The following is a 20,244-nucleotide window of genomic DNA, read 5'->3' on the forward strand; positions in this document are numbered from 1 at the left end:
TCCCCCGCCGTCACGGCGGGGGACCCGGGGCCTTCACGGCGCCGCGGAGCCGGCCCGGCTCACGAGGTGAAGTCGGTGGACAGGGCGAGGTCCCGCCACGTCCCGATCTCACGGGCCACTGCGGCGAGCTTGTCCTCCACGTCGCCGAGGCTGGCCTTGCCCAGCGGGATCCGGGCCGGCATCTCCTCCGCCCGGGCGACGGTGATGATGGCGGCCGCCGCCTTCACCGGGTCGCCGTCCTGGGCGTGGTTGCTGTCGTCGGCCCAGGCGCGCATGCCTCCCGCGCTGTCCTGGTAGTCCTCGATGACCCGCTCGGTGCGGTGCAGCGAGGAGGAGTCCAGGAAGTCCGTCCGGAACGGGCCGGGCTCGATGGCGGTCGCCTGGATGCCGAGCGGCGCGAGCTCCAGCCGCAGGGCCTCGGTCACGGCCTCGACGGAGAACTTGGTCGCGCAGTACAGGCCCCAGCCCGCCCAGCCGACGAAGCCGCCGACGGAGCTGAGGTTGACGATCCGTCCGGAACGCCGGGCCCGCATGACGGGCAGGACGGCACGGGTCACGGTCAGCAGTCCGAAGACGTTGGTGTCGAACACCGCGCGCGCCTCGGCGTCGCTGGTCTCCTCCACCGCGCCGAGCAGGCCCCTGCCCGCGTTGTTGACGAGGACGTCGATGGTGCCGAAGCGCTCGACCGCCGCCTGCACGGCGGCCCGGGCCTGCTCCTCGTCGTTCACGTCGAGCGGTACGGCCAGCAGCCGGTCCGCGTGGGCCGCGAGGGCCTCCTCCACGGCACGGGGGGTACGGGCGGTGGCCACGACGTTGTCGCCCCGCTCGAGAGCCTGCCGGGCGATTTCCAGGCCGAACCCGCGGGATGCGCCGGTGATGAACCACGTCGTCATGGTGGTGTGCTCCTCATGATCACTGGGGGTCGTTCTGTCGACGTGTCCCAGCGTGTGCCCGCGGCGAAGGGCGGGCCAGAGAAGGATCAACCGTAGGCGACGGCTTCCTGGGACCGGCAGTACCAGCCAGTTCCGGTCACGGGCGCACGGCGGCGGGGCTCGCCGACCAGGTGGCCAGGAACCGCAGCGCCTCGTGGGCGGGTGTGCCGGGCTGCGCGGTGTAGACGAAGACGGTCTGGTCCGGGTCGTCGCCCACGACGAGGCTCTGGAAGTCCAGCGTCATCGTGCCGGCCACCGGGTGCCGGAAGGTCTTCTGCCCCGCGGCCCGGGTCCGCACCCGGTGGTCCGACCACCAGCGGCGGAAGTCGGCGTCGGCGTCGGCGAGTTCCTGCACCAGCGCCTTCAGCCGCGGATCCTGCGGGTCGCGCGCCGCGCCCATGCGGAGGTAGGCGACGCACTCGCGGGCGACGGTCCGCCAGTCCGCGTAGAGCTCGCGGAAGGCCGGGTCCAGGAACGCCATGCGCACCAGGTTGCGTTGCGGTTCCGGAACGGCGGCGAAGTCGGCGATCAGCGCCGCGCCCAGCGGGTTCCAGCCCAGGACGTCCAGCCGGTGGCTCAGCAGCAGGGCCGGGTACTCCTGCAGCCCGTCGAGCAGGGTCTGCGTCTGCGGCCGGATGCGCGGAGGCGCGGAGGCGGACGGTTCTGCGCCGGCCGCGGCGACCCGCAGCAGGTAGTCGCGCTCGTCGGGCCGCAGGCGCAGCGCCCGCGCGAGCGACTCCAGCACCGCCGTCGAGACGTGCACCGTACGGCCCTGCTCCAGGCGCACCACGTAGTCCACGCTCACGTTGGCCAGCTGCGCCAGCTCCTCCCGCCGGAGTCCCGGCACCCGGCGGTGCCGCCCGTCGTCCGGCAGGCCCACGTCTCCGGGGTTCACCCGGGAACGGCACGCCCGCAGGAAGTCACCCAGCGTGGTGTTCGAAGCGTTCCGCTGACTCATACGTCGATTATCGACGCTGCGCGTCCATACCGGGGCGTCCCCGGCCGCAGGCCTTCGTGCGGAGTCCCGGGCGGGTCCGCCGGGCGGGTCCTTCTCAGGCTGTGTCCACGCGGCCTGGGCGGCCTGGGCGGCGGTGAGCGTGAGGCAGCCGTCGACCCAGGGCCGTGCGCGCGACCCCGGCGAACAGCACCGCGGCGTCGTCCCGCCCGAAGCGCCCGTCGACGGCGCGGACCCGGTCGAGCGAGGCGTTGCCGCGGCTGACGTGGTCGGTGGGGACACCGTCGCCGGACCCGGGTGGTGCCGCCCAGGCGCTCCGCGGCACCCGCCGTGGAGGGCACCAGCGGCACCCGTTCCAGGTAGGCACGCCCCGAGGCGCGACCGGTCCGAGGTCCTGCGGTGCCAGGACGGACGGGGCCGTCCTGGCGAGCTCCCGGCCCGGGCCGGTTCAGCAACGGAGTCGCCGTGCGTCCGTACTTCCGCAGGGTCGTGGGCGACGCACCACAGACGTATCGGGTGCGCCCTTACGTGCCGGGGCACGGTCCGGCGCCCGACCATGACGGCGCAGCCGGTGCCGGAGCGGCACCGGCTGCGCACGGTGGTCAGAAGGTCAGGCTCCAGCGGTCGAGGTAGCCGGGGTCGACGGTGAAGATGCCGGGGGTGTTGTCCGTGACCCGCAGCTTCCAGGTGCCGTTGGCGGGGACCGCCGAGGCGTCCACGGTGTACGTGGCGTGCACCTCGCCCTCGCCGGTGTCCCAGTACCACGGCTTCACCGGGATCTCCGTACCGTTCTCGGCGACCAGGGTGACGATCTGGCCGCCGACCCACGGGTGGACGAGGTCGATCGTCACCTTGAGGTCGCTGGACGCCTGGCCCTTGCGGCCGGTCACGATCAGCGGCGACTCGATCGTCTTCCAGTTGGGGATGTCGTAGCGGGCGGGGTTGACGAAGAAGCGCCCGCCGGAGGCCAGGACGGGCCAGTCGATTCGCACCGTGCGCTTGGCCTTGTGCTGCGCGGTGTTCTCGACGGTGATGGCCGTCTTGTAGGTGCCGGCCTTCTTCGGCGTGCCGCTGATCAGGCCGGTGCGCGCGTTGATGGACAGGCCCTTGGGCAGCTTGTGCGCGGAGTAGACCAGCCGCCCGGGGCTGGAGCCCACCGCCTCGATCTGACGGGTCATCGGCTGACCGACGGCCACGGGGCGGGTGGAGGGGGTCACGAGGGCGATGTGGTTGACGTAGCGGGCGCCGACGTTGACCGCCGCCCAGGCGTTGCCGACGGCCTCGTAGGTGTCGCTGCCCTGCCCGAACAGGTCGGCGGCCGCCTGGAGGGTGGCGGTGCGGGCCCCGGCGTAGTCGGTGCTGCTGGTCATGTAGGTGGTCAGCGCCCGGTACCAGATGTCGGTCGCGTTGTCCCGGCCGATGCCGGCGACCGGCAGGCCGTCGAAGGTGGGGCTGTCGTAGGCGACGCCGTTGATGGTCTTCTTCCCGCTGCCCTCGGAGAGGAGGTAGAAGAAGTGGTTCGCCGGGCCGGAGCTGTGGTGGACGTCCTCCTTCTTCAGCTGCGGCGTCCAGTAGTCCAGCGACGTGCCCTTGACGGGATCGGCGTCCTTGGACGGCTGGTCCATGTAGCGCAGCGGCTTGCCGGTGCCGCGGACGTCGGCGAGTTCGCCCATCATGTAGTCGGGGACGTCGGCGGGGTTGTCGGCGGCGAACTCCACGGCCGTGGCCATGATGTCGCTGGTCGCCTCGTTGAGGCCGCCGGACTCCCCGGTGTAGGTGAGGTTGGCGGTGGCGAAGGTGACGCCGTGCGTCATCTCATGGGCGGCGATGTCGAGTTCGGTGAGCGGGTGCTCGTTGCCGCGGCCGTCGCCGTACGTCATGCAGAAGCAGCCGTCGTCCCAGAAGGCGTTGGCGTACGAGTCGCCGTAGTGGACGCGGGAGAACGCCCCGACACCGTTGTCGGCGATGCCGTTGCGGCCGAAGCGGCCCTTGTAGAAGTCCCAGGTCTCGCGCTGGCCGTAGGCGGCGTCCACGGCGGCGGTCTGGCGGTCGGAGAGCGTGCCGTCGCCCCAGACGTCGTCGTCGTCGGTGACCAGGTTGCCGATGCCGCCCACGCCGGTCAGGTCGTACGTCTTGTGCCCGCCGCGCTCCGGGTCGGTCAGCTCGTAGACGCCGCCGTTGTTCACGGTGCCGATCTGCACCTGGCCGCTGTACTGGCTGTTGCCGGTGCCCGAGCGGATCTCCTCGACGCTCTGGAGCTCCTTGCCGGTCGCGGCGTCGGTGACGACGTTCAGCCGGCTCGGGGTCCCGTCCTTCTGGGTGCCGGTGACGGAGGACTGCCAGGCGAGGGTGGGCTTGCCGTCGCCGAGGAAGACGACCAGGCGGGGGGCGCCGTCCGCGGCGGGGTCCTGGGTCCGCTCGCTCTTGGCGGCGGAGAGGGCGGACTTCTTCGCCTTCGCGGCGCTGACGGCGGCCTTCGTCGTCGGCACCGTGACCCGGGCCGCCGACGCCTTGCTGACGGTGCGTCCGCCCGCCCGCTCGTGGACCACCAGATCGCCGCCGACGACCGGGAGCCCGGCGTAGGTGCGCTCGTAACGGGTGTGCACCGTACCGTCGGCGTCCTTGATGACGTCCTTGGGTATCAGCGCTTCCTTGTCGCCCAGCTGGAGGGCGCGGGCGGTGGCGGTACGCCCGTCGGACGCGGCCTTGAGCAGCTGCTTGCGCTGCGCGGCGGAAAGGGCGACGGAGCGCGCCCCGGGCCGGGACTCCGCGACGATCTTGCGCGGTGCCGTCCCGTCGCCCTCGGACACGGCGGCTGCGCCGGTGGCCGGGAGGAGGGGGGTCAGCAGTGCGGCCAGGGTCACGGCGGCGGTCGCCGCGACGCGGCCGCGTGCTCCGCGCGCACGGCGGGTGGGAGAGGGATTCGGCGGTGAACTGGCGCCCGTGACAGCGGGATGGTTCGTCACTCGTGGAGCTCCTTGTGCCCGGCCGCGTGAACGGCCGTCGGGGACGGGAACATTGGAGGCCCTTGATGCCTCCGCGAGATGACGTGCGAGTGATGCTCGCGCGACGTGGGGGATCGTTTCAGCATGGTCGTCCACTGTCATCACTGCGGAGATCATTGTCCGAAAGTCGGTCAGCCGCTCACCGTGGGAGCGGTCCCACGGCGAGCCGACCACGTGCGGATTTACGGTGCGGCAACAGTGAAGTGACGATGCCGAGCGAATAGTTCCAGCCACGGTGGCGGACAGGCCACACCGTCCGGATGATGCGGATCTGCGGACCTTTTCCCTGATCAGTGCGGGGCCGCCGAGGCCGCCATCGGCATCCGGCGGCTCAACTCGACGGTGCCGCCGAAAATTTCGAGCCAGCTCCCCGCGGGCTGCGGCCCGGGGCGGGGCGGGGCGGGGCGGCTACTCCTCCTCGGCGGCCGGGACGGCGTAGCCCGGCACGGACGGCCAGCGGACGGTCAGCACCGTCGAGTCCTCCTCCGCCACCCACGAGTGGTCCACGCCCTTGCCCCAGACGACGTAGTCCCCCTGACGCGCCAGCACCACGGACCGCCCGGGGAAGTCGACCCGGAACCGCCCGCTGACGAGGACCTGCAGCGCCGTCCGCTCCTCCCCGCGCACCCACTCCCCGCGCTCGTCCCCCGCCGGATGGACGCCCCACTTGATCTCCACGGCGTCACTGTGCCGGGGGTCGCCCGCCTCCTTGAAGTGCCCCAGCAGCCACCCCTTGTCGAGCGGCGCGTCCTCACCGGCATTGCCCACGTAAACGCTGTCGTCCATGGCCGGGACGCTAACACCGCGGCGCGACCGTCCTCGGCGCCCGGCGGCGTGCGTGCCTCAGTCCGCCTCGCGGGGTTCGCCCATCGCCATCTCGGCCGTCACGGCCCACCGTTCGTGGCCCCGCCAGGCGCCGTCCAGGTACTGGAAGCGCGGGGAGTACCCCTCGCGCTCGAAGCCCAGCCGCTCCACCAGCCTGATCGACGCCACGTTCGCGGGCTGGATGTTGGCCTCCAGCCGGTGCAGGCCGAGGTCACCGAAGGCGTAGGCCATCACGAGCCGGAGCCCCTCCGTCATGTAGCCGCGACCCGCGGTCGACGCGTACGCGACGTAGCCGAGGGCACCACTCTGAATGGTGCCCCTGACGATGTTGTTGATGTTGACCCCGCCGACGATGGCGCCGGTCCCGGGGAGGCAGATCACGAATCCCTCGTGCGTCGGGTGGTCGAAGCGCCCGACCCAGGCGCGGAAGGACTCGGGGGTGTGCTCCCACGCGGGCACCCAGGGCGCGTGCAGTGCGGCGCTCTCCCGGGAGAGCGCGCCGATCTCTTCGTGGTCCCGTGCGGTGATCCGCCGGATGGCCACCCGGGGGCCGTGCGCGAGGAAGGTGTCGTCAGCCATCGCGCGATCGTAGTGCCGCCGGCCCCCGTGGTACCGCTTCCCGACGAACGGCGTTCACCCGCGGGCCATCTGTGCGTGGACGTCAGCGGTGGGCGCCGAAGCGCCGGCCGGCCGCCGGTCTGCCGGTGTCGCCGTCGCCGTCTCCGGGGGAGGCACCTTCACGTTCGGAGGGATTCACCGGGCCGCAGGTACCGGTACCCGTGGTCGGTCTGTTCCGCGAGCCAGCCGTTGACGCTGCCGAGTCCCCGCTCGTTGATCTGGCCGTCGTGGATCCCGAAGGCCCGGCGCGGTGCGACCGCGTTGACGAAGTCGATCGCCTCGGTCGTCTTCAGCCAGGAGGCCTGGAGCGGAACCATGAGGGTCTCGATCGGCTGCCCGGGCACGTGCAGGGCGTCACCGGGGTGGTAGACGGCGTCGTCGATGACGTAACCGAGGTTGGCGCAGGCGGGCCGGCCCGCGTGGACGGGCGCGTGACGGCCGCCGACCGCGCGCACGCGGAAACCCGCGGCGGTGAACTCCGAACCGGGGGTGACGCGGATCGCCTCCAGCCGAGGGACGTCCGCGTCGGCGGGAACGTGGACCGGTACGCCGAGCCCGGCCAGGCGCAGGACGTCGACGTGGTCGATGTGCTCGTGCGTCACGAGTACGGCGTCCGCCCCGGTCAGCGCGGCCGGCTCGCTCCACGTCCCGGGGTCGACGACGAGCACGCGCCCCTCGTGCTCGATGCGCACGCAGGCGTGGGTGTACTTGGTGATCCCCATGGCCCGAACGTAGCGGAGCCCGGACGGCCGTGTGGTTGGATCGCACCGCACCGCATCCGCGCAGCCGCCGGGAGGGCACGATGGGGACCCGCGCCGTTCTCTTCGCCTTGGACGAAACCGACTCCGCACGCATTCTGGCCTGCGAGGACGACGACGCGCTGGCCGCGGTCGTCGAGGAGATCGAGGAGCGCTGGGACAGCGACCACCTGTGCGAACTCGACTCGTCCTGGGACGCGTTGCACCGGTGCTTCACGGACGGTGACCTGAGCTTCGACAACGGCGAGTTCCCCCTGTCGCACGTCATCCTCGGCGGGGAACCGCTCCACGAAGAGGACGACTACATCGTCTGCCACGTCACCGCGGACCAGGTTCCCGAGGTCGCGGCGGCCCTGGAGCCGCTGGACGCCGTATGGGTGCGCGAGCGCTTCGCCACGCTCACCTTCGAGGCCTACCAGGGCACCGGCGACGCGGAGGACCTGGCCTACACCGAGGCGTTCCTGCCCGGGCTGAAGGACTTCTACCGGGCGGCGGCACGGGCGGGCCGTGCCGTGATCTTCACCGTCGACCAGTAGGCGTCGAGGAGCGGGCGGGGCGGGCTGGGCGACCGGTGCGTCAGACCCCCTCGGCCAGGCGCCGCGCGGCGGTCCGCGCGCCGTCGGTGCGGACGGTGCCGGCGACGGACCGGGCCCGGTCGGCCACCTCCGGGGCGAGGGCGGCGCGGAGCGCCGTGCGCAGCCGGTCCGCTGCGGGGGCGCCGGCGGGATGGGCGCTGCCGATGCCGAGCCGGGCGACGCGGCCGGCGAAGTAGAACTGGTCGAACATCTGCGGGAGGACGACCTGCGGTGTCCCCGCGGCCGTCGCCGCGGTGGTCGTGCCGGCGCCGCCGTGGTGCAGCACCGCGGCGACGCGCGGGAAGAGCGCCCGCTGGTTCACCTCGCCGATCGTCAGGCAGTCGGGACCGTCGTCCGCGGGCGCAAGATCGGCCCAGCCCCGGGACACGACGACGCGTCGTCCGAGCGCGCGGGCGGTGCCGATCACCGTGCCGGCGACGCCGTCCGGTGCGCGCACGCTGCCGAAGCCGCAGTAGACGGGTGGCTCCCCGGAGTCCAGGAACGCCTCCACCTCGGGGGACAGCGGCCGGTCGTCCGGGAGCAGCCAGGCGCCCGTCTGGAGCACGTCGAGTGATGCGGACGGCTGGGGCCAGGGGGCCAGCACCGGGTCCGCTGCGAGCCACGGGGAGGCGGTGAAGATGTGGGCGCGCACGTCCTCGGCCGGCGGCAGTCCGGCGGCGGCGCGGCGGGCGTTGAGGGGGCCGGCCCACAGGGCGTTCCAGCGTGCGGCGTCCTCGGCCCAGAGTGCGCGGTGTTCGGCGTTCCCGGCCGCGGGTCGCTGCCCGAGCATGCCGAAGACGGGCGGTGCGTGCCGCTCGGAGGGCAAGGTGATGGGGGCGAACGCCGCGTACACGTAGCCGATGCCCCGCTGTTCGGCCACCGAGCGGGCGGCGACGGCCAGGGCCCCGCCCGCCACGACTGCGTCGCAGCCCTCGGCGGCCGCGCCCACGGCCTCGAACTGCGCGGCGACCGTGCCCTCGATCATCAGGCGCCGTTGCTCCGGGGTCGGAATGGTTCCGGCACTCTGCTTCGCGGTACCGCGCAGTGCGGGTCCGACGGGCACGTACGTGATTCCCAGGGACCCGGCCCACTCACGGAAATCGGGAGGCGCGCACACCACCGCCTCATGCCCCATGGCCTTCAATTCGACCGCCAGCGCGACCAGCGGCTGGACTTCGCCGCGTGTCCCGATCGTGGACAACAGAAAACGCATCTCGCTCCCGTCCTGCGCCATTCCCCGGCGCGTGAGGAGCGATTTTCGCCCCCTATGGGGGCCTTGCGGCAAGGCCCCCCGTGCGCTATACGGTGGAAATGCGGGAAGGGGACGCCGGGCGTGCCGGATTTCATCGAGTCCGCCCGCACGGCGGATTGCGCCGCACCCTCCCGGCGACCTCGGAACCCATCGCGACCGCGTGCCGCGCGATCCCCGCCTGAAACGTTCTCATCTCATGCCCCGCACCCGCCGCGGAGGTCCGGCGCAGGCCGTCGACACGCCCGCTCCTGACGGCCGTGCAGGCCTCCCCCATCACACCCGTCGAGGTTCGCGCCCGCCGGGATCTTGCCCCCAACCGGGACCTCGCTGTAGCCTCCGCGAAGATTGAAACGGTTCAATGTACGATTCGATCAGCAGCGCGGTGCATCTCGGCACTGATCACTCCGGGATGAAAGGCACCTCCACCTCTCACTCCGGGGAGCTACGGAACCATGCACGACGACAGCAACCGCCCCGAGGCCGGCGGGGTTTCCCGTCGCAGCCTCCTCATCGCCACCGCCGTCGCGGGAACCGCGGCGGCGGTGGCCCCCGCACTGCCCGCTGCCGCCGCCGAGGCGCGGACCGGGACCGGGACCGCGGACGCGGGCGGCGCGGCGGGCGCGTTCGCCGAGCCGGGGAGCGCGGTGCGGCCGAAGTTCCGCTGGTGGTGGCCGGACGGGCTGGTGGACCCCGACGAGATCAGACGCGAGGTCGACCAGATCGCCGACGCCGGGTTCGGCGGCGCCGAGATCGCCGCCGTCCACCACAGCGTGAAGGACACCTCCGTCCTGGACACCGAGCACCACGGCTGGGGCAGCCCCGCCTGGGTCGCCGGCGTCCATGCGGCCTTGGACCAGGCCCGCCGACGGGGCGTCACCATCGACCTCACCATCGGCCCCAGCTGGCCCGCGGCCGTCCCCGGGATCACCCCCGACAGCGACGCCGCGGTGCAGGAACTCGCCCTCGGCGTCGTCACCGTGGCCGCCGGGACGGCCTACTCGGGCCCTGTGCCGGCCCCCGCCGCGGCCCCCGCGTCCGGGGTCACCCGTCAGCGGCTGCTCGGCCTGCTGGCCACCCGGATCGCCCCCGAGAACGCCACCCGCAAGGAGACCGGCCTGGACCGCGCGAGCGTCCAGGACCTCACCGCGCACGTCGCCGACGGCGCTGTGGACTGGACCGCGCCCGGCGGGGGCGACTGGGTGCTCACCGCCTTCTGGCAGCGCGGCACCGGGCAGACCCCCGAGGGCGGTCCGCACACCTCGCCCACCGCGTACGTCGTGGACCACTTCAGCGCGGCCGGCACCGCCGCCGTCACCGGCTTCTGGGAACGGAACCTGCTCACCAAGGAGATCAGGGGCCTCCTCAAGAGCGCCGGCGGCGTCCTGTTCGAGGACTCCCTGGAGATCGAGACCAAGGCGCTGCCCTGGACCCCCGGGCTGCCCGCCGCCTTCGAGAAGCGCAACGGCTACCCGCTGCTGCCCGTCCTGCCCGTCATCGCGATGAGCGGCGGCAACCAGGTCTACGCCTACGACGCCGTCGCGACCCGCCAGATACGGCACGACTTCTGGGACACCGTCAGCGACCTGTACAACACCCACCACCTCACGGCGCTGCGCGACTGGGCGCACTCGCTGGGCCTGGGGATGCGCGCGCAGCCGTACGGCCTGCAGACCGACGCCATCCGGTCCGCCGCGCTGCTGGACATCCCCGAGGGAGAGTCGCTGGGCTTCAAGAACCTCGACGACTACCGCTGCCTGGCCGGCGGCCGGGACATGGCGGGCCACACGGTGCTGTCCTGCGAGGCCGGCGCCTACACCGGCTCCGCGTACAGCACCACGTGGGAGAAGTTCCTGCGCACCATGGGCGGCGCGTACGCGGCCGGCGTCAACCAGACCGTCGTGCACGGCTTCTCGTACGCCACGCTGCCCGGGGTGAAGTGGCCCGGCTACGCGGCCTTCACCCCCTACAACGGCACCGTCGGCTACGGCGAGTCCTGGGGCCCGCGGCACCCGACCTGGCGGCACGTCACCGACGTGTCCGGGTACCTGTCCCGGGTGCACCACGCCATGCAGCGCGGCACCTCCCGGATCGACGTCGCCGTCTTCCGGCAGACCGGCTACACCGCGACGGGGATCGGTGCGTCCTGGTTCACCTCGACGGGCGTGCCGCTCGGCTGGACCCACCAGTTCCTCAGCGGGCCCCTGCTGGACCTGCCGTCGGCGAAGGTCCGCGACGGCCGGCTGGCCCCCGACGGCCCCGCCTACCGGGCGCTGTTCGTCGAGGGCGACTTCTTCTCCGGCTCCGCGGTCACCCTCACCCTCGCGGACGCGCGCCACCTGCTGCGCCTGACACGGGCCGGGCTGCCGGTCGTCCTGCTCGGCGACTGGACGACGGTCACGACGCCCGGCGTGGAGGACGACTCGATCCTGACGCAACTCCGCGCTCTCGTCGTCGAGTTGCTGGCACAGCCGCGGGTCCGGCAGGTCACCGACAAGACGGCGGTGGGCCAGGCCCTCACGGACCTCGGTCTGGTGCCCGACGTGAGCTACGCCGTGCCCTCGACGCTGCTCACGATGCACCGCTTCGACGAGGGCGTCGACTGGTTCTACCTCGTCAACGGCAAGCACGCCGAGACCGTGAAGCCCCCCGTCGCCGCGATCGACCACGCCGTCACGGTCCGCCGCACCCGCTCGGGCGCGGTGCCGTACCTGCTGGACCCGTGGACGGGCGAGGCCCGGCCGCTGGCCCTGTACGCGCAGGACGGCGACCTGTTCACCTTCCGGGTGGCGCTGCAGCCGGCCGAGTCGATGGTCGTGGCCTTCGCACCGCCGGGCCGGTTCCACGGCAAGCCCGGCCGTACCCACGCCGTCACCACGGACGCGGACGACGTGCGTTTCGACGACGGCCGGCTCGTCCTGCGCGCCCGCGCGGCCGGCACCTACACCACGGCGCTGTCGCGCGGGGGTTCGGTCGGCACCGTGGTCGGGGAGGTGCCCGCGCCCCGGGAGCTCACCTCCTGGACCCTGGACGCGGAGGACTGGCGTCCCGGCGCGGACCCTGACCGCACGACCGTCGTCCGGCACCGGATCGCCCTCGACGCCCTGGCGCCGTGGAACGCCATCCCGGAGCTCACGGACGCCGCCGGCATCGGCCGCTACCGCGCCACCGTCGAACTCGACCGGTCCTGGAGCGGCGGCCTCGGCGCCCTGCTCGACCTCGGCGAGGTCACCGACACCTTCCGGGTCAGCGTCAACGGGCGGCCGGCACCGGTCACCAGCCACATCAACCCCGTGGTGGACCTCGGTGGGCTGCTCCGCCGCGGCAGCAACACGATCGAGGTCGAGGTGGCCACGCCGCTGCTCAACCGGCTGCGCGTCAGCGACCCGTCCGTATACGGCGGTGCCGCCTCGCAGCGCACCGGGCTCGTCGGGCCGGTGCGGCTGGTCCCGTACGCCCAGGCCGTGGTGGGCCGGGACTGACGGGTCCCGGTCCCGTCCCCGGGGTTCCCTGCCGGCCGGCGCACGACCGGCGGGGCCCCCGGGCACCTGGTTCAATGGCCGCGGAGGTGAGGGAAGGACCATGGTGTCCACCGACCGGCTGCTCGCGTTCGCGGCGATGTCCCTGCTCGTCATCGTCATCCCCGGGCCCAGCGTGCTCTTCGTCATCGGCCGCGCCCTGGCGCACGGTCGCCGCACCGCTCTCGCGTCGGTGCTGGGCAACTTCATCGGCTCGTACCTTCTGGTGGTGGCCGTGGCGTTCGGCCTGGGCTCGCTGATCGAGCGGTCCCTGACGCTCTACCTGGTGGTGAAACTGGCCGGGGCCGCCTACCTCGTCTTCCTCGGCGTGAAGGCGTTCCGGCACCGCCGGGAGCTCACGGTCGGCGCGATGGGCGGCGGCCCGGAGCGGCCCGTCCGCGGCGACCTGCGGACCGTCGCGGACGGCCTCGCGGTCGGGGTCACCAACCCCAAGGGCATCGTCTTCTTCGCCGCCGTTCTCCCCCAGTTCGTGGACCACTCCGCCGGGTCGCTGCCCGCGCAGATGCTGCTCCTCGGCCTCGTCCCCATCGGCATCGGCCTCGTCAGCGACACCCTGTGGGGCCTGACCGCCTCCGCCGCCCGCGTCTGGCTGGGCCGCTCCGACCGCCGCCTGTCCGCGATCGGCGGCGCCGGCGGGCTGGCGATGATCGGCCTCGGCGTGACGGTGGCCGCGACAGGGCGCGCGGACTGACGGGCCGGTGCCCGGCCCGTTCAGATGTGAGCCCTGATCTGCCGGACGGGGTGGCCGAGCGCTTCACCGACGGCGGCCAGTTCGTCGTCGCCGAACCAGTCACGGCGGGGGTTCCACACGGCGATCTCGAAGCGCGCGAACCCGCACGGCCAGTCGTAGTGCAGTTCGTCCAGCACCGTGGCACCCCCGCAGCACGGGACGTCGACCGACAGCGTCACGAAGCCCTCGTCCCGGTGCGCGTCCAACACGGCCGACCACCAGGCGGTGTCGACGGGGCCACCGCACAACGGGCAGCCGATGGCGACCAGATTGCCGCCGCACTCGACCGGCGTGATGGTGTCGTACCGACTGACCTCGATCTCGATGTCCGCACCGTCGGGATCCCCGGGTTCCAGCGAGGCGACGAGGGCGGCGACACGCTCTGCCGCGTCACGGTCGGGCTGCCATCGGGGGTCGGTCGGTATGACCGACAGGACGTCGTCGCTCACGGCTGTCGCTGCCTGCTTCCGGGCTCACGGGATCCGGTGGGGGAACGCGTGAACGCTATCGGCCGCCCCTGACACAACCACGTTGCCCCGGTCCGGCGCCGTGGACCAGAATCCGCCCCATGACCTCCGCAATGCGCCACATCACGATCGACTGCGCCGACGCCCACCGTCTGGCGAGCTTCTGGTCCCTCGTCCTGGACCGTCCGCTCCACGAGGACGACAAGCCCGGTGACGAGGAGGCGCTGATCGAGGTCGACGGCGGCCCCGGCATCCTCTTCGTGACCGTTCCTGACCCCAAGACCGTCAAGAACCGCGTGCACCTGGACGTCCAGCCGCAGGACCGCACCCGGGACGAGGAGGTCGAGCGCCTCCTCCTGCTCGGCGCGACGCAGGTCGACGACCGGCGCCGCCCCGACGGCACGGGCTGGGTGGTGCTCGCCGACCCGGAGGGCAACGAGTTCTGCGTGGAGCGCAGCGCGGTGGAACGCGCGGGCTGAGCCGGCCGGCGTTTCGGCCATCACCGCCTCGCGCGGAGTGCCGGTGCGCCAAGGGTCGGTGTACGGCACGAACGCCGTGCCCCCGACGTGACAACGCCCCCATGACGGCTGAAAGCGGCCCGGTCGTCGGGCCCCTCCTGTTCGTTGGACCCGGTGGAACGGCCATTGCCCGGCCCGCCCGTCACCCACGCGACAGGAGTGTTCCGTTGGCCTACACGAGCCGGACAGCATGGGACGAGCACTACACCGCGGGGCGGGATTTCCGTGGGCTCACCGCAACGGAACGCGACCTGCTCGCCGAGCACGTTCCGGCCGTGAGCGGGTCGCGCGCGCTGGACGTGGGCTGCGGCACCGGGGAGCTGACCCTGCACCTGGCGGGGCTCGGGTACGCGGTGGACGGCGTCGACTTCACAGAGAGCGCCCTGGAGCGGGCCGCACAGCGTGCGTACGCCTCGGACGGCGTGCGGTGGTTGTGCGGCGACGTCGAGCGCGAGGTCCCCGCCGAGCTGGACGAAGCCGGCTACGACCTCATCACGCTGCGCCTGGTGGTCGCGTTCCTCCGTGATCGTTCCCGCGTACTGCGCCGTCTCGCCGCCCGCCTCCGCACCGGGGGTGCCCTCGTGGTGATCACGCCCCTGGCCGCGAACACCCCGGAGGAGCGGAGGAGCATCGCCCTGGACGAGGACGAGATCGGCGTCCTCGTCGAGGGGTGGGCCTCGGTGGACCGCTTCGACGCCGAGGGGCTCGCCGTGCTCGTGCTGCGCGATCCGCGCCCGGTGTTCACGGCGGTGGAGAAGGCGGGCGAACCGGACGCGGCAGCGGTCGCCGGTGCGTGCGTGGTCGTCACGGACGGCTGCGGCCGCGTGCTCCTGGGGCGTTCCGCCGAGGGCATGTGGGAACTGCCCGGCGGCCGCGTCGAACCGGGCGAGACCTTCCCGGAGACCGCGGTACGGGAACTGGCCGAGGAGACCGGCCTGTCCTGCGGGACGCAGGACGTCCATCTGGTGGCGATCCTCCACGACGACCGCGGCGGCGTCCGCCGCCTCTCCGCCGTCGTTCGGGCCGTCTCCTGGTCCGGCGAACCCACCGTGCGCGAGCCGGACCGCTTCCTGCGGTGGGAGTGGCACGAGCTGCACGCCCTCGCCGCGCTCGGGCCTGTCTTCGCGCCGTCCGCACAGGCCCTCGCCACCGTATGGCCCGGCGTCGTGCCGGACCAGCCGTCCACGACGACCTATGAGACGGCCGGCCGGCAACCCCCGGTCGAGGGCGAACCGGCACCGGCGGCGCGGTTGCGCGAGCGCATGGCCGACGACGTGGTCCGTGGGGGCTGGGCCCCCTCGCCCGCGGTCCAGGAGGCCCTCCGGTCCGTGCCGCGGCACAGGTACGTCCCCGAGAGCCCGCCGGCCACCGCGTACGACCACGATCTCGCCGTCGTCACCCGGCGCACGGCGAGCGGGGAGTCCGTCAGCTCCGTCTCCGCGCCGTGGCTGCAGGCCGACATGCTCGAGAAGATGCGTCTGGAGCCGGGCATGACGGTGTTCGAGGCCGGATCCGGGGGGTACAACGCGGAACTCATCGCCCACGTCGTCGGTCCGGCAGGAAGGGTCGTCACGGTCGACGTCGACCCGTACGTGGTCCGTCGCACCAGGCGCCTCACCGCGGAGGCAGGGAGCGGCCGCGTCACCGTCGTACTCGGCGACGGCGGGCACGGGGCGCCGGGTCACGTCCCGCGGGGCGGTTTCGACGCGAGTGTGATCACCTACCGGACCTGGGACGTCTCCCCCGAGTGGGTCCGTCAGCTCGCCGACGGGCGGTACCTCGTCCTGCCTCTGGAGATCCACGGCTACACCCGCGCCATCGCCCTCCAGAAGGAGGGTGAGGTGCTGCGCTCCCGCGGATGGACGTACTGCGGATTCGTCCGCGACCGCGGGGCCGCGGCACGGACCCTTCCGGTGGTCGACCTTGCCGGCGCCGGGCTGCAGCTGCGCTTCGGGGACGGCACCGTGCCGGACACGGCCGGCGTCGGGGAGACGCTGCGCGGCGGGCGTCATGAGTTGAGGACCGGCGTCACCGTCGCGGCCGAGGAGTCCCTGGAGACGCTTGAGCTGTTCGCGGCCACCACGTTGCCCGGCTTCTGCCGCCTGGTGCGGGGCGGTTCACGGGGTCCAGGGCGCGTGGCCCTTCCCAGGAGCGGGGACGCCGCCGCCGTGGTGGCGGATGGCTCCCTCGCCCATCTCACCCACGCCGAGGTCCCGGGCGGGCCGGAGGCCCGGGGGCGGCGCCTGGAACTCGTCGTCCACGCCTACGGCGCGGCCGGGCCCCTGTCGGCCGAGCGCCTGGTCGTGTGCCTGCGCGCCTGGGACCGGCACGTCCGCGGCACGGGGTATCCGGCCCTGTCCGTCCACCCCGCGGGCACCCCGGACCACGAACTCCCGGCGGGACACGTGATCGACAAGGTCTTCACCCGCCTGGTCCTCCGGTGGCCGGGCGCCGCCGCGGATGCCTGATCCGGCCCCTCACCCCGCCACGGCCGCCCGCGCGAAGTGGTCGTGGTCGTCGAGGACTTCGGTGATGACGTGCCGGTTGACCTCGGCGCGGGCCGGGTCGGTGGTGAGGGTGTCGGCGAGCACGAGCAGTGACTTCCACAGGGCCCAGCCGCGGGCGCGGGCCCAGGTGGCGGGGTCCTGGCGGACCGTGCGGCGGAACGCCTCGCGACCGGAGCCGGAGAACATGGTCCAGGCGATGACCAGGTCGCAGGCGGGGTCGCCGACGCCGGAGGTGCCGAAGTCGATGACGGCGGCGAGTTCGCCGCCGCGGACGAGGAGGTTGCCGGAGGCGATGTCGCCGTGGAACCAGACGGGTCGGCCGTGCCACTCGGCGGCGAGGGCGGCGTCCCAGACGGCGCGGGCCCGGGCGGTGTCGACGTGGCCGTCGAGGAGAGCCAGGCAGCGGCGGGTTTCCTGGTCGTAGTGGGCGGGCGACGCGCCCCGGTACCAGCTGTGCGGGCCGGCGGACGGGCCGCCGGTGGGGTCGCAGCCCTGGAGCGCGAGGAGGAACTCGCCGAGGTCCACGGCGAACCGGGTGAGGTCGGCGATGCGTTCGGGCGCGGCGGTCTCGCCGGGCAGCCAGCCGCGTACGGACCAGGGGAAGGGGTAGCCCTCGCCCGGGGCGCCCATGCCGAGGACGGACGGGACGGCGACGGGGAGCGAGGGCGCGAGCCGGGGCAGCCACTCGTTCTCCTTGGCCACCGCGGGGACGTAGCCTTCGGCGGTGGGCAGACGGACCGTCATGGCGTGCCCGAGGCGGTAGGTGCGGTTGTCCCAGCCGTCGGCCTCCACCGGGGTGACGGGCAGGTGGCCCCATTGCGGGAACTGCGCCGCGAGCAGGCGCTTGACCAGTGACGCGTCGATTCCGGCGCGGCCGTCGGGCGGGGTCGTGATCATCCCGCGATGATCACCCGTCGTGTCCGCCCGCGGCAACGGGTTATCGGGGACGTGGGGCGCCGGCGGGCCGGGAGGGGGGTGGCCCGGCCCGCCGGCGGAGCGGAGTGTGGTCCGCTACGGGGTGATGGTCCAGTTCTCGATGTAGCCGGTGTCGAGCGCGACGGCGTCGCGGACGCGGAGCTTCCAGGTGCCGTCGATCGTCTCGGCGGAGGCGTCGACCGTGAAGGTCTGGTCGACGTTGTCGGCGGACCCGCCGGTCTGGTTGAGCAGCGGGTAGGTGCGGCCGCTGGGCCCGACCAGGTCGACGACGAGGTCGCCGCGCCAGGTGTGGACGATCTTCACGTGGACCTGGGTGACGGCGGAGGCGTGGCCGCCGCGGCCCGTCACGGTGATCGGCGACTCGACGGCGGCCCCGGCGTCGGGGATGTCGACGCGGGTGCTGTTGCCGTAGACGTAGGCGACCGTCCAGGTGAACTCGGTGGAGGCGGTGTCGCCGGTGCTGTCGGTGACGGTGACCGTGACCTCGTGGGTGCCGGTGGAGTCCGGGGTGCCGGAGATCAGGCCGGTGTCCCGGTCGATGCCCACGCCGTCGGGCAGCCCGGTGGCCTCGTACTCCAGGGTGGCGCCGGCGTTGCTGGTGGTCGCCTCGACCTGCAGGGAGACCGTCTGGCCGACGCCGCTGATCTGGTCGCCGGGCGGGATCAGGTCGATGCCGTCGACGATGCGGCGGCCGACGTTGACGGCCGCCCAGGTGTTGGCGACGGTGATGTACGTCGGGCTGTAGGCGCCGAAGAGGTCGGCCGCGGCCTGGAGGGTCGCGGTGCGGGCTCCGGCGTAGTCGGTGGTCGAGGTCATGTACGTGGTCAGTGCCCGGTACCAGATCGCGGCGGCGTTGGCGGCTCCGATGCCGGGGACCGGGACGCCGTCGTAGGTGGGGCTGTCGTAGGCCACGCCGTTGACGGTCTTCGGGCCGCTGCCCTCGGCGAGCAGGTAGAAGAAGTGGTTGGCCGGGCCCGACGAGTAGTGGACGTCGACGCCGCCGAGCGAGGACGACCAGTAGTCGCGCGAGTCGCCGTCCTTGGAGGGCTTGTCCATGTAGCGCAGCGGGGTGCCGTCGCCGTTGATGTCGATCTCTTCGCCGATGAGGTAGTCGGGGGTGTCGGCGGCGAGGTCCGCGTGGAACTCGACCATGGTGCCGAAGATGTCGGAGGTGGCCTCGTTCAGGCCGCCGGACTCACCGCTGTAGTTGAGGTCGGCGGTGGCGCTGGTGACGCCGTGGCTCATCTCGTGCCCGGCCACGTCGATGGCGGTGAGGGGGTGGGTGTTTTCCGAGCCGTCGCCGTAGGTCATGCAGCGGCAGGTGTCACTCCAGTAGGCGTTGACGTAGTTGCTGCCGTAGTGGCTGCGGCTGTAGCGCCCGTCGCCGTCGTTGTAGATGCCGTTGCGGCCGAAGGTGTCCTGGTAGTAGTCCCAGGTGGCGCCGGCGCCGAAGTGGGCGTCCACGCCCGCGGACTGGCGGTTGGCGACGGTGCCATCGCCCCAGACGTCGTCGGCGTCGGTGAAGAGGGTGCCGGTGCCGGAGGAAGTCGTGTTGTTCAGGTCGGTGGTGTAGTGGCCGCCCCGGGTGCCGTCGCGGAGCTCGTAGGCACCGCCGGCCTCGGTGGTGCCGAGGGGGACGGTGCCGACGAAGGCGCCGGTGCCGGTGCCGGTCTTGACGCCTTCGGAGCGGGAGAGCTCCTTGCCCGTGCGGGCGTCGGTGACGACGTGCAGTTCGCTGGGGGTGCCGTCGGCCTGGGTGGCGGTGACGACGGTCTCCCAGGCCAGTGCCGGCCTGCCGGTCGCGGCCCAGACGACGAGCCGCGGCTCCCCGGCCGCGCGGGGCTTTCCGGTCCGTGGCGCGGCGGCGAGGGCCTTCTTCCCGGCGGTGGCCGCCGGGACCGCGGGCCGTATGCCGGGCACGGACAGCGTCGTGTCGGTGGCGCGGTCCTGGGTCAGCCGGTTGCCGTCGCGGTGGACGACGAGGTCGCCGCCGAGCACGGGGAGTCCGGCGTAGGTGCGTTCGTACCGCGTGTGCACGGTGCCGTCGGCGTCCTTGGCGACGTCCTTGACGACGAGTCTTTCCTGCTGCCCGAGGCGCAGCGCCTTGGCGGTCGCGGGCGCCGCGGAGCCGGCCTCGCGGATCAGCGTGGCGCGGGCGGACGGGGACAGGCGCGCGGGGAACGCGCCGGTGTGGGGGGATGCGACGATCGTCGTGCTGCCCCGTCCCTGGCCTGTGGCGAGCGCCGGGCCTGAGGGAAGGGCCGCGCCGAGCAGTGCGGCGGCGGCGGTCAGGGCGACGGCGGTCGCCCTGGCGTGACGGGGCAGGGTGCGTAAGTGGGACAAGGAGTTCTCCTCCTGCGGCGGTCGGCTGACGGTGGCCGTGCGGACCCGCTGGCGGGGTGGGCCGGGCGGGGCGGAGCTCGCAGTGCGGGATGGCGCCGTCCGTGTGCGGGTGTGGACACAGCGTGACATCGGGATCACATCATTGTCATGGCGGCAACAAATCTTGTCCGAAATCGATCAGCGTTCCGCCCGCTCCCCGGACAGCGGCGGGCGCGCGCCCCGGCGACGTGGTCTCCAGTTGCCCGCGGTCGGCCAGCCGGATCAGGATCGGGTACATCGACCCGGCC

Annotated in this window: 15 protein-coding genes; 5 read left to right on the forward strand and 10 right to left on the reverse strand. The window is 73.0% G+C overall.

Annotated features, from left to right (window positions below; genetic code table 11):
- Positions 1-59: 59 nt before the first annotated feature.
- The 6 genes from ABZ312_RS07975 to ABZ312_RS08000 form a co-directional block, all read right to left on the reverse strand.
- Positions 60-893 (reverse strand): oxidoreductase, encoded by an 834-nt coding sequence (locus tag ABZ312_RS07975; RefSeq protein WP_500436817.1) that lies wholly within the window; start codon positions 891-893, stop codon positions 60-62.
- Between the two features lie 136 nt (positions 894-1,029).
- On the reverse strand, positions 1,030-1,890 hold the full coding sequence (locus ABZ312_RS07980) for a helix-turn-helix transcriptional regulator (protein WP_500436818.1): 861 nt from the start codon (positions 1,888-1,890) through the stop codon (positions 1,030-1,032).
- A gap of 599 nt (positions 1,891-2,489) precedes the next feature.
- Positions 2,490-4,751, reverse strand: coding sequence for a M4 family metallopeptidase (locus tag ABZ312_RS07985; RefSeq protein WP_500436820.1), 2,262 nt, complete (start codon positions 4,749-4,751; stop codon positions 2,490-2,492).
- 549 nt (positions 4,752-5,300) lie between these two features.
- Positions 5,301-5,678: a cupin domain-containing protein gene (locus tag ABZ312_RS07990; protein ID WP_499515817.1), complete on the reverse strand. Its 378-nt coding sequence runs from the start codon at positions 5,676-5,678 to the stop codon at positions 5,301-5,303.
- Positions 5,679-5,735: 57 nt separating this feature from the next.
- Positions 5,736-6,296 (reverse strand): GNAT family N-acetyltransferase, encoded by a 561-nt coding sequence (locus ABZ312_RS07995; protein ID WP_500324608.1) that lies wholly within the window; start codon positions 6,294-6,296, stop codon positions 5,736-5,738.
- A gap of 158 nt (positions 6,297-6,454) precedes the next feature.
- The gene (locus tag ABZ312_RS08000; protein WP_500436822.1) at positions 6,455-7,057 is read right to left on the reverse strand and encodes an MBL fold metallo-hydrolase; all 603 of its coding nucleotides are present in this window, start codon (positions 7,055-7,057) and stop codon (positions 6,455-6,457) included.
- An 80-nt stretch (positions 7,058-7,137) separates the two neighbouring features.
- Between ABZ312_RS08000 and ABZ312_RS08005 the strand changes: the two genes are divergently transcribed.
- The gene (locus tag ABZ312_RS08005; protein WP_500436824.1) at positions 7,138-7,629 is read left to right on the forward strand and encodes a DUF1877 family protein; all 492 of its coding nucleotides are present in this window, start codon (positions 7,138-7,140) and stop codon (positions 7,627-7,629) included.
- A gap of 40 nt (positions 7,630-7,669) precedes the next feature.
- Here the strand turns inward: ABZ312_RS08005 and ABZ312_RS08010 are convergent, their stop codons facing one another.
- Positions 7,670-8,881: a glycosyltransferase gene (locus ABZ312_RS08010; protein ID WP_500436826.1), complete on the reverse strand. Its 1,212-nt coding sequence runs from the start codon at positions 8,879-8,881 to the stop codon at positions 7,670-7,672.
- Between the two features lie 491 nt (positions 8,882-9,372).
- On the opposite strand from ABZ312_RS08010, the gene ABZ312_RS08015 reads away from it, so the two are divergent.
- Positions 9,373-12,399: a glycosyl hydrolase gene (locus ABZ312_RS08015; protein ID WP_500436828.1), complete on the forward strand. Its 3,027-nt coding sequence runs from the start codon at positions 9,373-9,375 to the stop codon at positions 12,397-12,399.
- A gap of 100 nt (positions 12,400-12,499) precedes the next feature.
- Positions 12,500-13,147 (forward strand): LysE family translocator, encoded by a 648-nt coding sequence (locus ABZ312_RS08020; protein WP_500324599.1) that lies wholly within the window; start codon positions 12,500-12,502, stop codon positions 13,145-13,147.
- A gap of 20 nt (positions 13,148-13,167) precedes the next feature.
- Here the strand turns inward: ABZ312_RS08020 and ABZ312_RS08025 are convergent, their stop codons facing one another.
- The gene (locus ABZ312_RS08025; protein ID WP_500324597.1) at positions 13,168-13,635 is read right to left on the reverse strand and encodes a hypothetical protein; all 468 of its coding nucleotides are present in this window, start codon (positions 13,633-13,635) and stop codon (positions 13,168-13,170) included.
- Between the two features lie 119 nt (positions 13,636-13,754).
- On the opposite strand from ABZ312_RS08025, the gene ABZ312_RS08030 reads away from it, so the two are divergent.
- Together ABZ312_RS08030 and fxlM are read left to right on the forward strand one after the other, a co-directional pair.
- Complete coding sequence (locus tag ABZ312_RS08030) at positions 13,755-14,132, forward strand: VOC family protein (RefSeq protein WP_500324596.1); 378 nt, start codon at positions 13,755-13,757, stop codon at positions 14,130-14,132.
- A 206-nt stretch (positions 14,133-14,338) separates the two neighbouring features.
- Positions 14,339-16,639, forward strand: a complete 2,301-nt coding sequence (gene fxlM, locus ABZ312_RS08035) for a methyltransferase, FxLD system (protein ID WP_500436830.1) — start codon at positions 14,339-14,341, stop codon at positions 16,637-16,639.
- Between the two features lie 9 nt (positions 16,640-16,648).
- Here the strand turns inward: fxlM and ABZ312_RS08040 are convergent, their stop codons facing one another.
- Positions 16,649-17,575 carry an aminoglycoside phosphotransferase family protein gene (locus ABZ312_RS08040; protein ID WP_500436832.1) on the reverse strand — a complete coding sequence of 309 codons (927 nt, stop codon included), beginning with the start codon at positions 17,573-17,575 and terminating at the stop codon, positions 16,649-16,651.
- A 114-nt stretch (positions 17,576-17,689) separates the two neighbouring features.
- Positions 17,690-19,957 (reverse strand): M4 family metallopeptidase, encoded by a 2,268-nt coding sequence (locus ABZ312_RS08045; protein WP_500436834.1) that lies wholly within the window; start codon positions 19,955-19,957, stop codon positions 17,690-17,692.
- Positions 19,958-20,244: the final 287 nt, after the last annotated feature.

The sequence above is a fragment of the Streptomyces sp. NPDC006207 genome (assembly GCF_040613835.1).
GTDB lineage: Bacteria > Actinomycetota > Actinomycetes > Streptomycetales > Streptomycetaceae > Actinacidiphila.

Coding starts and splice junctions, on each gene's coding strand:
- ABZ312_RS08020 (WP_500324599.1), top strand. CDS start 12,500: ATGGTGTCCACCGACCGGCTGCTCGCGTTCGCGGCGATGTCCCTGCTC.
- ABZ312_RS08030 (WP_500324596.1), top strand. CDS start 13,755: ATGACCTCCGCAATGCGCCACATCACGATCGACTGCGCCGACGCCCAC.
- ABZ312_RS07975 (WP_500436817.1), bottom strand. CDS start 893: ATGACGACGTGGTTCATCACCGGCGCATCCCGCGGGTTCGGCCTGGAA.
- ABZ312_RS07990 (WP_499515817.1), bottom strand. CDS start 5,678: ATGGACGACAGCGTTTACGTGGGCAATGCCGGTGAGGACGCGCCGCTC.
- ABZ312_RS08015 (WP_500436828.1), top strand. CDS start 9,373: ATGCACGACGACAGCAACCGCCCCGAGGCCGGCGGGGTTTCCCGTCGC.
- ABZ312_RS08005 (WP_500436824.1), top strand. CDS start 7,138: ATGGGGACCCGCGCCGTTCTCTTCGCCTTGGACGAAACCGACTCCGCA.
- ABZ312_RS08040 (WP_500436832.1), bottom strand. CDS start 17,575: ATGATCACGACCCCGCCCGACGGCCGCGCCGGAATCGACGCGTCACTG.
- ABZ312_RS08000 (WP_500436822.1), bottom strand. CDS start 7,057: ATGGGGATCACCAAGTACACCCACGCCTGCGTGCGCATCGAGCACGAG.
- ABZ312_RS07980 (WP_500436818.1), bottom strand. CDS start 1,890: ATGAGTCAGCGGAACGCTTCGAACACCACGCTGGGTGACTTCCTGCGG.
- ABZ312_RS08010 (WP_500436826.1), bottom strand. CDS start 8,881: ATGCGTTTTCTGTTGTCCACGATCGGGACACGCGGCGAAGTCCAGCCG.
- ABZ312_RS07995 (WP_500324608.1), bottom strand. CDS start 6,296: ATGGCTGACGACACCTTCCTCGCGCACGGCCCCCGGGTGGCCATCCGG.